Genomic DNA, 12,659 nt, shown 5'->3' with positions numbered 1-12,659 from the left:
CGGCGTTGCTGCGCCTCGTACGCGTCCCGTGTCCGCGGGAGCGTACCGGCAGGACCTACTTGCCCTTGGCGGCTTCCTTGAGCTTGCTGCCCGCGGAGACCTTCACGCTGTAGCCGGCCGGGATCTGGATCGGGTCGCCGGTCTGCGGGTTGCGCGCGGTGCGAGCGGCACGGTGAGTGCGCTCGAAGGTCAGGAAGCCGGGGATGGTGACCTTCTCGTCGCCCTTGGCGACGATCTCGCCGACGGTCTCGGCGAAAGCGGCCAGAACGGCGTCGGCGTCCTTGCGGGTCACCTCGGCACGGTCGGCCAGCGCGGCCACCAGCTCACTGCGGTTCATGTTGTTACTCCCGTGTTCTTCTTGCTGTTGAGGCGTGCCACGCGGCGGAGCCGCATATCGGGCACAGTGAAGCCGATGCTGCCAGGGTCCTCGATCGGCCCCCGGACCCGGGTCCCTTGGCCAGACCGTCGCGCCCGAAGACGCATCCTGCCCCCACCTGCGGCGGGAAAGCCAATCCGGCACCCTTGGGAGTCACACGAACACCCTTGGGGGTCACACGAAAAGGCCTGCGAAGGCGAGCCTGGCCGCCACCCTAGAGGCGGCAACTGGCCCCGCGTCCGCGACGCGCCGGGTTCCAGGCGGCCGTGGCGCCCGTCACAGGTGTGACGACGACCGCTTCCACGCGGTCGTACGCCCCCCGGCTCGACCCGTACCACCTCGACCCGTACCGCTTCTACATGTACTACACGGTCGCGTTGGCCGCTTCCGCCGCCCCCGCCGCCTTCGCCGCGTCGCGGACCGCTCCGGCGACCGCGCCCGCGACCTTGTCGTTGAAGACGCTGGGGATGATGTAGTTCGGGTTGAGTTCGCCCTCGGTCACCACGCTCGCGAGAGCGGCGGCGGCGGCGAGCATCATCTCCGTGTTGACGGTACGCGACTGGGCGTCGAGGAGGCCGCGGAAGACCCCCGGGAAGACCAGCACGTTGTTGATCTGGTTGGGGAAGTCGGAGCGGCCGGTGGCCACAACTGCCGCCGTCTGCCGGGCGATTGCCGGGTCGACCTCGGGGTCGGGGTTCGCGAGCGCGAACACGATGGCGTTCTCGGCCATCGCGGCCACGTCGGTCCCGTCGATCACGTTCGGGGCGGAGACACCGATGAAGACATCGGCGTCGCGCACCGCCTCCTTCAACGTGCCCGTGAGACCTTCGGGGTTGGTGTTGTCGGCGATCCAGCGCAGCGGCGAGTCCGTGGCGGCGTCGACGAGATCGGCGCGGTCCGCGTGCACGACGCCGTGGATGTCGGCGACGACGGCGTTCTTCACGCCCGCGGCGATCAGCAGTTTGAGGATGGCCGTACCGGCCGCGCCGGCGCCCGACATGACGATCCTGATGTCGCCGATCGCCTTGCCCGCCACGCGAAGCGCGTTGGTCAGGGCGGCGAGGACGACGATGGCCGTGCCGTGCTGGTCGTCGTGGAAGACGGGGATGTCGAGGGCCTCGCGCAGCCGGGCCTCGATCTCGAAGCAGCGCGGCGCGGAGATGTCCTCCAGGTTGATGCCCGCGAAGCCGGGGGCGATCGCCTTCACGATCTCGACGATCGCGTCGGTGTCCTGGGTGTCCAGGCACAGCGGCCAGGCGTCGATGCCGGCGAAGCGCTTGAAGAGGGCCGCCTTGCCCTCCATCACGGGCAGCGCGGCCATCGGGCCGATGTTGCCGAGGCCCAGCACGGCGGAGCCGTCCGTCACAACCGCAACGGAGTTGCGCTTGATGGTGAGGCGGCGGGCGTCCTCGGGGTTCTCGGCGATCGCCATGCACACCCGGGCCACACCCGGGGTGTAGATCATGGAGAGGTCGTCACGGTTGCGGATCGGGTGCTTGGACTGCATCTCGATCTTGCCGCCGAGGTGCATGAGGAACGTACGGTCGGACACCTTGCCGAGGGTCACGCCCTCGATGTGCCGCAGCTGCTCGACGATCTCGTCGGCGTGCGAGGTGGAGGTCGCCGCGATCGTGACGTCGATCCGGAGCTTCTCGTGGCCGGAGGCGGTCACGTCGAGGCCGGTCACCGAGCCTCCGTGGGACTCCACGGCCGTCGTGAGCTGGGAGACCGCGGTTCCGCTCGCGGGCACCTCCAGCCGGACCGTCATCGAGTAGGAGACGCTGGGCGCCGTTGCCATGGCCGACTTCCTCTGCTTTCACCGTGTCACTGCTTTGTGCCGTCCGATCGTCGCACCTACCCCCGAGTACGGGGTAGTCGCCCCCGATTGCGAACGTTTTGTTCATGGGGGCACACCTTTCGGAAACCGGATTCCACCGTAGGAGATGCATCCGGGCGACAGAAGAGGCCCACGTCACGGGGTGACGTGGGCCTCTTCAGGTCCTTCGGTGAAGGACGACGTTCAATGACACCGACCCGCCATGCTCGCCTCGCGGCAAGTGGTCGCTCGTAGCGACGAAGGTTGGGCCCGGGGGCTTGGATCGGGCCGGTGCCACGTCCAAGGTAACAAAGGATCCCCGTAAGGCAATTCCCGTCCCGGCAGTTCTTTCCGGCGGGACGGGTCGGCGGGCGCCCTCCCGGCGGGGGACCGGGAGGGCGGACCGGAGGGACCGGGTCAGTCCCGCAGGAGGTCGGGCACGCCGTCCGCGTCGGGGGCGTCACGGTCGCTGGAGACGACCGTCAGCTGCTGCGTGGCCCGGGTCAGGGCGACGTACAGGACCCGTAGTCCGGCGGGCGACTCGTCCGCGATCTCCGCGGGCGACACGACCACCGTGGCGTCGTACTCCAGCCCCTTGGCCTCCAGGCTCCCGAGGGCCACCACACGGTCCCCGAGCCCGGCGAGCCACCGGGCGGCCTCCTCGCGCCGGTTCATGGCCACGACGACGCCCACGGTGCCGTCGACGCGCTCCAGGAGGTGGGCGGCCTCGGCGCGCACGGTCTCCGCGAGGGAGTGCCGGACGACCGCGAACCGGGGTTCGACGCCCGTGGACCGTACGGCGGACGGCGACTGCGAACCGGGCATGGCCAGAGCGAGGACCTTGGCGGCCAGCTCGGCGATCTCGGCCGGGTTCCGGTAGTTCACGGTGAGGGTGAAGCGGCGCCGGGGCCGGGTGCCGAGCGCCTCGTCACGGGCCTCGGCCGCCTCGTCCGGGTCGGACCAGGAGGACTGGGCCGGGTCTCCCACGACCGTCCAGGTGGCGTGTCGGCCGCGCCTGCCGACCATCCGCCACTGCATGGGGGTGAGGTCCTGCGCCTCGTCGACGATGACGTGCGCGTACTCGGTCCGCTCCTGCGCCAGCCGCTCGGCGCGCTCCCACTGCGTCTCCTCGCGGGTCGGCATGAGCTCGTCGAGACCCGTGAGGTGGGCCAGCGGGTCCAGATCGCGCCGCTTCTTCGGCCGGGCGGGCGTCCCGACGATCGCCTCGAGCTCGTCGAGCATCGCCACGTCGTGCACGGAGAGCCCGTCCCGCTTGAGCGAGCGCGCCACCCGGCGGACCTCGCCGGGGTTGAGGATCCGGCGCGCCCAGCGGCCGAGCCGCCGCTCGTCGGCCATGGCGGTCAGCACCCCGCGCGGGGTCAGTTCCGGCCACCACGCCTCCATGAAGGCCAGGAAGCTGTCCTCCAGGGTGACGTCCTCGTCGAACGAAGACCGCAGCTCGGCGGCCAGCTCCGGGTCCGCGTGCCGGGTCCCGGCGCCCGACTTCGACCACAGAGCGTCGAGCAGCAGCCTGCGGGCGCGCGGGCGCAGCAGGTTGACGGGCGCGGTCCCGCTGAGGGCGTTGTTCTTGATGCGGTCCAGCTCGGCGGACTCCAGCTCCAGCCGGCGTCCGAAGGCGACGACCCGCAGCCGGGTGGGCGGGCCGGCGGGGGCCGTCTCCGGCTCGCCGAAGGCGAGCTGGCCGGAGGAGGAGCCGCCGGCGGCGCGGGCCGCGCCGGAAGGGGCCTCCAGCGCCCCGCGCGCCGCCTTCCGCAACACCTTCAGCATCCGGTACGAGCCCTTGGCGCGGGCCACCGCCGGGGAGTCGTACAGCGTGGCTCCCACGCCGTCGACGAGCGAGCCGATCGCGCGGATCGCGACCTGTCCCTCCTCGCCGAGCGAGGGCAGCACGCCCTCGGTGTAGGCGACGAGCAGCGGGGTCGGGGAGACGATGAGGATGCCGCCCGCGTACCGGCGGCGGTCCTGGTAGAGCAGGTAGGCGGCCCGGTGCAGGGCCACCGCCGTCTTGCCGGTGCCGGGGCCGCCCTCGACGTAGGTGACGGACGCGGCGGGCGCGCGGATCACCATGTCCTGCTCGGCCTGGATGGAGGCCACGATGTCGCGCATGGTGTGGCTGCGGGCCTGCCCGAGAGCGGCCATGAGCGCGCCGTCGCCGATGACGGGGAGCTCCTGGCCGTCGAGGGAGGCCTTCACCTCCGGGCGCATCAGGTCGTCCTCGACGCCGAGGACCCTGCGGCCCTTGGAGCGGATCACCCGGCGGCGTACGACCCGGCCGGGGTCGACCGGGGTGGACCGGTAGAACGGGGCCGCGGCGGGCGCCCGCCAGTCGATGACGAGCGGCGCGTAGTCGGCGTCCAGGACGCCGATGCGGCCGATGTGGAGCGTCTCGGCGATGTCGGCCGTGTTGTCCTCGCGGACGACGCCCTCGGCGGGTTCCACCGCCGTGTAGGCGCCGTCGGGACCCTTCGTGCCGTCCTTCCCGCGGAGCAGGTCGATACGGCCGAAGAGAAAGTCCTCGAACTCGTTGTTGAGTCGGTTGAGGTGGATTCCCGCACGGAACACCTGGGCGTCCCGCTCCGCGAGCGCCCCCGGTGTCCCGACGTGACCGCGCTGGGCGGCGTCGTGCATCAGGAACTCGGCCTCGTGGATCTTCTCCTCGAGGCGCCGGTAGACCCGGTCCAGATGTTCCTGTTCGACGCTGATCTCACGGTCCCGTACGGAGTCGTCCTTGACGGATTCGTCCGGTACGGAAACGTGGACCGAGCCGAGCGCAGTTTCCTGCTGAGCCTGAGCGGCCACCGGGCCCCCTTCTGACGTGCTGGGCAGCCGTCAACCGTACGCGAAGGGAGGCCCGCCGGGCTACGTGCGCGCCCGGTGTTCGCTCACGCGTCCACCTCGACCAGCCGTTTCCCGTCGAAGGTCATGACCTCGAAGTGGTCGATCTGGTTCGGGGTGAAGGCCGCGCCTCCGTGTACGTAGAGCGGCTCCTTCGCCTCTTCGGTCTTGGCGTTGGGAATGCCATAACCCCACTTCGGGACCGCCCAGGAGGTTACCGTCTCGCGGTCGCCGTTCTTGCCGACGGCGATCAGGGAGCACTTGAGCGGACCCGTCACGTTCTTGAGCTGGAGGACCGCGTGGGTGCCCCAGTCCTTCGGCTCGACGGCGACGACGGCGTTGACCTTGGTGGTCGGGTCCGTGGCCTCGGCCTTGTCGTTCATGACCTCGAAGGCGGCCTTGGCGGGACTGGTGGGGTGCGCCTGCGGGGGGTTCGCCCCGCCGTCACCGCCGCCGTTGACGGCCATGACGGTCAGCGGACCACCGATGATCAGCGCCGCTGCGGCCGCCACCAGGTACATTCCGCGCCGGCGCTTCTGGGCACGCCGTGCCGAGACCTCGTCGACCAGGCGCTCCGCGAGCCGTGGGCTCGGGCGGGCCGAGAGGGACTCCGCGATGGCCGGGCTGCCCTGCGCTGCGGGCAGGTCCGCGAGCGCGGCGAGCATCGGTTCCATGCCGGCGAGCTCGTCGAGCTGCTGGCCGCACCACTCGCAGGTGGCGAGGTGTTCCTCGAAGGCCGTCGCCTCGGCGTCGTCGAGGATGCCGAGGGCGTAGGCGCCGACGGTCTCGTGGATGTCCCCGGATCCCTGCTGTCCTCGTGGACCTTGCATGGCTCCCGGCCCACCTGTTCCGTAACCCCCGTACGTGTTCATGCCGTCACCCCCCGCTCCTCCAGCGCCAGCTTCATCGAACGCAGCGCGTAGAACACCCGTGAGCGCACAGTGCCGCTGGGAATGCCGAGCGTTTCGGCCGCCTCATTGACGGTACGCCCTTTGAAGTATGTTTCGACCAGTACTTCCCTGTGAGCAGGGGTCAGGTCGTCCAGCGCGTCCGACAGTGTCATCAGCCACAACGCCTTGTCGATCTCGTCCTCCGCGGGGATGACCTCCAGCGGCGACGGGTCGACCTCCTGCGGCCGGGCCTGCCGACTGCGGTGGCCGTCGATGACGATGCGTCGGGCGACCGTCACCAGCCAGGGGCGTACCGAACCGGTCGCTCGATTGAGCTGGCCGGCGTTCTTCCAGGCACGGATGAGTGTTTCCTGCACGACGTCCTCGGCGCGCTGCCGGTCTCCGGCGACCAGGCGCAGCACATAGGCCAGCAACGGCCCGGCATGCTCCCGGTACAACGCACGCATCAGCTCCTCGTCGGGTTCGGACGACGAGGACTGCTGAGACATGCGATGTCGGGCCCTTGGCCTGTGTTCATCAGCCACGGCTGAATCCTTGCGCACGCCTACCTCCGGTGTCCGGGGGTTCCCCCAGTCGGTCGCTCATCACCGGGTACGCATGTGGGTACGCGGGTGTTCAAAGTGTTCAGGGTTTTTTCTGTTGAAGATGTGCAGACATAGAGAAGAATGCATAACGATCACCTCGTGTCACTGGAAGATCACGCACAGGTGTGATCAGGCCTGTGCCAGAGCCGCCCGGCGCCGGTGCCGGGCCACTCTCTCCCGGTTGCCGCACACCTCGCTCGAACACCACCGCCGGCGACGGCCGCGCGAGGTGTCGAGGTAGACGATCGGGCAGTTGTCACTCTCGCACTGCCGAAGACTCGCCCTGGACGGGGGGTCGGTGAGCAGATCGAGGGCGTCCCGGGCCACCACGGAGAGCAGTTCGGCGCAGCGGGGCGGGGTGTGCAGCACGCTGTGCAGCGAACCGTCGGCGGCGCGGACGGCCCAGCGGGCGGGCGGGGCGGCGAGGGCGACGGCGTTGACGCGGGCGAGCGCGCCGTCGGCCGGTCGCGCGGCCAGCTCGCCGCGCACCAACTGGGCTATGTGTCCGCGCAGTTCCCGGAAGCCGAGCAGCCACGCCTCGTCCACGGCGGTCAGCGGCGTCGCCGCGGGGACCAGTCCCGAGGCGAGGACCCAGGAACGCAACCGGGCGGCCGAGTCGAGGCGTTCCTCGGGATGGGTGGTCGCCGTCAGGTCCAGGCAGATCCGCCCGGAGTCGAACCGCAGCTCGTACGAGGCTGTGGCCATTCCCGATGCCATGCGCCTGTCACCGCCTTGGGGTCACCCGCCGTCGTACCCCCTACAGTGCATGTCCCGGCGCCCCGCCGGAAGACTCCGTACCGCCCCGTACCCGGCGCGGAGCCCGGCCGGTCGCCCGGCGGGGGTGGACGCCCGCGTATGCGGCCGCGCGCCTCGGCCATGTCACCCGTCCCCGCACGCCGGTTGACTGGGGGACATGACGGACAACAGCACGGAGCGGCGCGACACGGCCGCGGGAGTACTGGGTGCGGCCACGGTCGCGACGGGCCTGCTCGCCGGGGTCTTCTACGCCTTCGCCTGCGCGGTGATGCCGGCGCTTGCCCGCAGCGACGACCGGGTCTTCATCGAGGTCATGGGGAACGTCAACGACGTGATCCAGAACCCGGTGTTCTTCCTGAGCTTCCTGGGAGCGCCGGCCCTGACGGCGGTCGCCGCCCGGCGGTACCGCGGCGCGCCGAACCGGTGGTGGGTGTTCGCCGCGCTCGCCGCCTGCGCGCTCGTGCTGCTGATCACCGTGGCCGTGAGCATCCCGCTCAACAACGGTCTCGCGGACGCGGGCGACCCGGCGCGGATCGCCGACCCGGCGGCCGTGCGCGACCGGTTCGAGGACACCTGGGCGGCCTGGAACGTCGTCCGCGCCCTGCTGTCGACGGTCGCGCTCGGCTGCCTCGCCCGCGCCCTGTTCCTGAGCCGGCGGCCTCAGTCGTCCGCGTACTTGGAGTCCGCGGCGGGGTCGAGCGCGAGCCGGTAGCCCCGCTTGACGACCGTCTGGATCAGCTTGGGCGCGCCGAGTGCCGTACGCAGCCGGGCCATCGCGGTCTCCACGGCGTGCTCGTCGCGGCCGGCGCCCGGCAGCGCGCGCAGCAGATCGGACCGTGCCACCACCCACCCGGGCCGCCGCGCGAGAGTCCGCAGGAGCGACATCCCGGCGGGCGGCACGGGCCGCAGCGACCCGTCCACCAGCACCGCGTGCCCGCGGATCTCCATCCGGTACCCGGCGACGGGCAACGCCCGTGCCCGGCCCGGCAGTTCCTGGCAGAGCAGCTGGACGAGGGGGCCGAGCCGGAAGCGTTCGGGCTGGACGGTGTCGATCTCGTGGGCCTGCAACGGCAGCGCGGTGACCGGGCCGACGCAGGCGGGCAGGACGTCGTGGCGCAGCGCGGCGAGGAGTTCCGGGAGCAGGCCCCGGTCCTCGGCCCGGGTCAGCAGGGAGGCGGCGGCGGGCGCGCTGGTGAACGTGATCGCGTCCACGCCGCGGGTGAGGGCGGCGTCGAGCAGCCGGTCGACCGGGCCGATGTCCTCCGGCGGCATCCACCGGTACACGGGCACGGGCACGACCTCTCCTCCGGCGGCCCGCAGCGACTCCACGAATCCGGGCAGCGGGTCACCGTGCAGCTGTACGGCGATCCGGCGGCCGTCGACGCCCTCGTCGAGCAGCCGGTCGAGCACCTCGGCCATCGACTCGGAGGACGGCGACCACTCCTCGGTGAGCCCCTGGGCCCTTATGGCGCCCTTGACCTTGGGTCCCCGGGCCAGCAGTTCGACTCCGCGCAGCCGTGCGAGCAGTTCGTCGCCGAGGCCCCAGCCGTCGGCGGCCTCGATCCAGCCGCGGAACCCGATGGCGGTGGTGGCCACCACCACGTCCGGCGCGTTGTCGACCAACTCCTTCGTGGCGGTGAGCAGTTCACCGTCGTCGGCGAGGGGCACGATCCGCAGGGCCGGCGCGTGCACGACGGTCGCCCCGCGCCGCTGGAGCAGCGCGCCCAGCTCGTCGGCCCGGCGCGCCGCGGTCACCCCGACGGTGAATCCTGCGAGTGGCCCGTGTTCCGGTCGCTTCTGTTCGTCGTACATGGCTCTCGTCTCGTGCTCGAAGAGTCGTCGTACGGGTCTGTGCTGTCGTACGTCCGCGGCCGGTCCGAGCCTGCCAACGGACCGTGACAGGCTCGGATCTAGGGGATGTCGGCCGTGTTACGTCACACCTCGGCGTAGCTGAGCTGGGGCTTCGTCTCCGTGGTGGTGGTTCGATCACCGGTGGTGGCCGGGCGGCGAAGGTATACGGCCCAGGTGACCACGAAAGCGACCGCGTAGAAGGCGAGGAAGGTGACGAAGGCGCCGGTGCCCGAGGCGGAGCTGAGGAACGACTGCCGGAAGGCGAGGTTGATGCCGACGCCGCCGAGTGCGCCCACCGCGCCGATCAGCCCCATGGAGGCCCCGGAGAGCCGGCGTCCGTACCGCGCGGCCTCCTCCCCTTCGAGCCCCTTGTCCAGGGCCTTCTTCTGGAAGATCCCGGGGATCATCTTGTACGTCGATCCGTTGCCGAGCCCGCTGAGCACGAAGAGCACCACGAAGACGCCGACGAACAGTGCCAGCGACTTCTCGCTGCTGGCGTACACGAGGATCCCGGTCGCCGCGGCCATGGCGACGAAGTTCCACAGGGTGATCCTGGCGCCGCCGTAGCGGTCGGCGAGCCAGCCGCCGACGGGCCGGATCAGCGAGCCGAGCAGCGGGCCGATGAAGGTGAGGTAGGCGGCCTGGAGCGGCGTGCGCCCGAACTCGACCTGGAGCACCTGGCCGAAGGCGAAGGCGTAGCCGATGAACGATCCGAAGGTGCCGACGTACAGGAACGCCATGATCCAGGTGTGGGCGTCCTTGGCCGCGTCGACGGCGGCGCCGGTGTCGTTCTTCACGGAGGCGATGTTGTCCATGAAGAGGGCGGCGAGGACGGCGGCCACCACGACGAGCGGGATGTAGATCCCGAGGAGCACCCGGGGTCCGCCGCTCGCCCCGATGATGGCGAGCGCCACGAGCTGGATGACCGGGACGCCGATGTTGCCGCCGCCCGCGTTGAGGCCGAGGGCCCAGCCCTTCTTCCGCAGGGGGAAGAAGGCGTTGATGTTGGTCATGCTGGAGGCGAAGTTGCCGCCGCCGATCCCGGCCAGCAGGCCCACCACGAGAAACGTCGTGAACGAGGTGCCCGGCTCCATCACCGCGAACGCGGCGACGGTCGGCACGAGCAGCAGACCCGCGGACACGATGGTCCAGTTACGGCCGCCGAACAGCGCGACCGCGAAGGTGTAGGGCACCCGCACCACGGCGCCGACCAGCGTCACCATCGAGGTGAGCAGGAACTTGTCGGCCGGGGTGAGCCCGTACTCCGGTCCCATGAACAGGACCATCACCGACCACATGGTCCAGACGGAGAACCCGATGTGCTCGGACAGCACGGAGAAGAGCAGGTTGCGCCGGGCGACCTTCTCCCCCTTCGCCGCCCAGAAGGCCTCGTCCTCGGGGTCCCACTCCTCGATCCAGCGACCGCCCCGCGCGGGGGCCGTACTCGTGGCTGGGGCAGTCATGTCGCGCCTCCATTGGTTCTCCGGGCTGCCTACTGGGCTGCTGATCCCGAAGGTAGGGAGGGCGCGTTTCCGGTCCGGTGGCTGTGAGTGACCGGAAGGGAACGTTGCTCTCACCCGCGCGGGGAGCGCGCGGTGAGGACGGCGGGGGGGGGCGGGATCGCGCCGCCCGTCACGGGAGGCACCGGGCGGGGGCGGACGACCGGCCCCGGTCCGCATCGGGTTCGGCGTAGTCCCGGGTCGTGCGGCTGCCTCAGGCCGGGGACCGCTCTCACTCCCCCGCGTCGGCCGTCGGCTCGTACCAGAGGCTTGCCATCGGAGACCGGGTGGTCCAGCCCAGCGACGCGTAGAGCGCCCGCCCCTCGGTCGTGCCGACCAGGACGCCGGTGCGGGCCCCGGCCTCGTGGGCCGCGTTCTGCAGGGTGCGCATCACCAGGCCGCCGAGTCCCCTGCGCCGGTGCTCGGGCGCGGTCTCGATCTGGTCCGCGACGGCGCTCGCCCCGCTCCGGGAGCCCCGGGCGATCTGTCCGCGGGCCGCGAAGCACCCGTCGGCGTCGCGGACCAGGACCCGGGTGACACCGCCCCGGGCCCAGGTGGTCACCGTGTATCCGGCCGGCACCGCGGGCCGTTCGGCCGCCAGCGGGCAGGTCATCAGGAAACCGGGCGGGCCGAACCGCCACCCGGGCCCGACCCACGGCCGGACCTCGTCGTCCTCGGCGAACAGCTTCAGCCAGGTCCAGGGCACGCCGGTGCCGTCGGCGACCTTGCGCACCGCCGTCTCGGTCGGGTCCGGCAGCACGTGCCGCCGGACGTGCCGGCTCTGTCCGACGTCGATCGTCCAGCCCCAGGGCTCCCCGGTCGGGTCCGCGGCACCGCGCGAGACGACCCAGCCGTCGATCCACGCCCGCACGAACTCACCGCTCCCGGCGTCCGGCATGACCTCCACCCCCGAACCGTAATGGACCAACTGGCCAGTAGAACCTTACAACTTGGACAGGGACGCCTCGGTGGGGGCACACGATCCCCGGGTGCGGACCCTCGCGAGAACGGGCCCGGGCCGGCCCGGGCCACGGCGCTACCGCTTCTTTGCCCGACAGCGCTTCATCAGCTCGGTGATCCTCGCGGAGTCGGCTTCGCCGTTCAGCTCGGCGAGGAGGTCGTCGGGACACAGCTCATAGAGGTCGCCCCACCATCGACGCGCCTTGTTGCTCCAGATCCGGTAGCCGCCGGGCACTCCCCGGGCGACGTACCGCCTCCTGCTCACGCGTCTCCCCCGGAACGTCCACCGTTCCCGGCCGGGTGGTGCGCCAGGACGGTCGATCCGGCGTCCCGCGCCTGTTCGAGCGCGGAGCGCAGAGCGGGGTCGGCGTCGTCGTCGAGGTTCGTGCCCAGGTGGTGCAGCTGGTCACGCCGTTCGGTGTCGCCCCGCTCGGTCAGGGCGGTGGCCCACGCGGTCTTCTGTTCGTCGGCGACGCCGGCCGTCTCGTTGAACAAGGCGTACAGGGCGTACCAGCGCACCGCCTCGCTGTCGTCCTCGGCCAGCGCCAGGAGGGCCTCGACGACCCGGTCCTGGGTGCGCTCGCCGTCGGCCAGACAGGGCAGCGCGGCGGCCACCGAGAAGCGGACGGGCTGCGCCGCGTGCGCCCGGTGTCCGAGCACCAGGTCGAGGGTCTCCTCGGCGCCGTGGTGGCCGAGGGCGGAGATCATCCATCCCAGTACCCAGGGGTCCGGCTCGTCGGCCATCCCGGCCACGACGACCTCGACCGTCTCCGCGGTGAACGGCCGGCGGCCCTCGGCGTCACCGCGGCCCAGCTCGCGCAGGACCCGCGCCCCCAGTTCCCGTTCCTCCGGCTTGTCTCCGGCCAGCAGTCGGGCCGCGCGCTCGAAGACGTGCCGGGTCGGCCGGTTGTGCAGGGCCATCAGGCAGGGAAGCGGAGTGTCCTCGTCCTCGGCGCCGATCTCCCGCAAGGCCCTCGCGAACAGCTCGTCGTCCGCGACCGGGTCGAGATCGTCGGTTCCCACGGTGCTTCCCCAGAATTCCGGTTGCTC

The 12,659-nt window shown here is 71.3% G+C and carries 12 protein-coding genes; 1 reads left to right on the top strand and 11 read right to left on the bottom strand.

What is annotated here, in order from left to right:
- Nucleotides 1–55: 55 nt before the first annotated feature.
- From ACFYW7_RS00435 to ACFYW7_RS00410, 6 genes are all read right to left on the bottom strand, one after another.
- Nucleotides 56–337: an HU family DNA-binding protein gene (locus ACFYW7_RS00435; RefSeq protein ID WP_007382399.1), complete on the bottom strand. Its 282-nt coding sequence runs from the start codon at nucleotides 335–337 to the stop codon at nucleotides 56–58.
- 403 nt (nucleotides 338–740) lie between these two features.
- Nucleotides 741–2,174 carry an NAD-dependent malic enzyme gene (locus tag ACFYW7_RS00430; protein WP_389496784.1) on the bottom strand — a complete coding sequence of 478 codons (1,434 nt, stop codon included), beginning with the start codon at nucleotides 2,172–2,174 and terminating at the stop codon, nucleotides 741–743.
- A gap of 435 nt (nucleotides 2,175–2,609) precedes the next feature.
- Complete coding sequence (locus ACFYW7_RS00425; protein WP_389496782.1) at nucleotides 2,610–5,012, bottom strand: HelD family protein; 2,403 nt, start codon at nucleotides 5,010–5,012, stop codon at nucleotides 2,610–2,612.
- 83 nt (nucleotides 5,013–5,095) lie between these two features.
- Nucleotides 5,096–5,878, bottom strand: coding sequence for an anti-sigma factor family protein (locus ACFYW7_RS00420; RefSeq protein ID WP_389496781.1), 783 nt, complete (start codon nucleotides 5,876–5,878; stop codon nucleotides 5,096–5,098).
- A gap of 38 nt (nucleotides 5,879–5,916) precedes the next feature.
- Entirely contained in the window at nucleotides 5,917–6,447 is a 531-nt protein-coding gene (locus tag ACFYW7_RS00415) for a sigma-70 family RNA polymerase sigma factor (RefSeq protein WP_389496780.1), read from the bottom strand.
- Nucleotides 6,448–6,672: 225 nt separating this feature from the next.
- Complete coding sequence (locus ACFYW7_RS00410) at nucleotides 6,673–7,260, bottom strand: CGNR zinc finger domain-containing protein (protein ID WP_389496779.1); 588 nt, start codon at nucleotides 7,258–7,260, stop codon at nucleotides 6,673–6,675.
- A 196-nt stretch (nucleotides 7,261–7,456) separates the two neighbouring features.
- Here ACFYW7_RS00410 and ACFYW7_RS00405 point away from each other — a divergent pair, with 196 nt between their 5' ends.
- On the top strand, nucleotides 7,457–8,011 hold the full coding sequence (locus ACFYW7_RS00405) for a DUF1772 domain-containing protein (RefSeq protein ID WP_389496778.1): 555 nt from the start codon (nucleotides 7,457–7,459) through the stop codon (nucleotides 8,009–8,011).
- Here ACFYW7_RS00405 and ACFYW7_RS00400 read toward each other — a convergent pair.
- The 5 genes from ACFYW7_RS00400 to ACFYW7_RS00380 form a co-directional block, all read right to left on the bottom strand.
- Entirely contained in the window at nucleotides 7,960–9,111 is a 1,152-nt protein-coding gene (locus tag ACFYW7_RS00400) for a uroporphyrinogen-III synthase (RefSeq protein WP_389496776.1), read from the bottom strand. The two genes, ACFYW7_RS00405 and ACFYW7_RS00400, sit on opposite strands and share 52 nt — an antisense overlap.
- A 122-nt stretch (nucleotides 9,112–9,233) precedes the next feature.
- Nucleotides 9,234–10,613 carry a nitrate/nitrite transporter gene (locus ACFYW7_RS00395; protein WP_389496774.1) on the bottom strand — a complete coding sequence of 460 codons (1,380 nt, stop codon included), beginning with the start codon at nucleotides 10,611–10,613 and terminating at the stop codon, nucleotides 9,234–9,236.
- A 268-nt stretch (nucleotides 10,614–10,881) separates the two neighbouring features.
- The gene (locus ACFYW7_RS00390; RefSeq protein WP_389498475.1) at nucleotides 10,882–11,547 is read right to left on the bottom strand and encodes a GNAT family N-acetyltransferase; all 666 of its coding nucleotides are present in this window, start codon (nucleotides 11,545–11,547) and stop codon (nucleotides 10,882–10,884) included.
- Between the two features lie 138 nt (nucleotides 11,548–11,685).
- Nucleotides 11,686–11,874, bottom strand: coding sequence for a hypothetical protein (locus ACFYW7_RS00385; RefSeq protein ID WP_389496773.1), 189 nt, complete (start codon nucleotides 11,872–11,874; stop codon nucleotides 11,686–11,688).
- Entirely contained in the window at nucleotides 11,871–12,632 is a 762-nt protein-coding gene (locus ACFYW7_RS00380) for a hypothetical protein (RefSeq protein WP_389496771.1), read from the bottom strand. Before ACFYW7_RS00380 ends, ACFYW7_RS00385 begins: the two co-directional genes overlap by 4 nt.
- Nucleotides 12,633–12,659 lie beyond the last annotated feature (27 nt).

This window comes from Streptomyces sp. NPDC002580 (assembly GCF_042889485.1).
In the GTDB taxonomy this organism is placed as follows: Bacteria; Actinomycetota; Actinomycetes; order Streptomycetales; family Streptomycetaceae; genus Streptomyces.
This window is presented reverse-complemented; position numbering and strand designations above follow the sequence as displayed.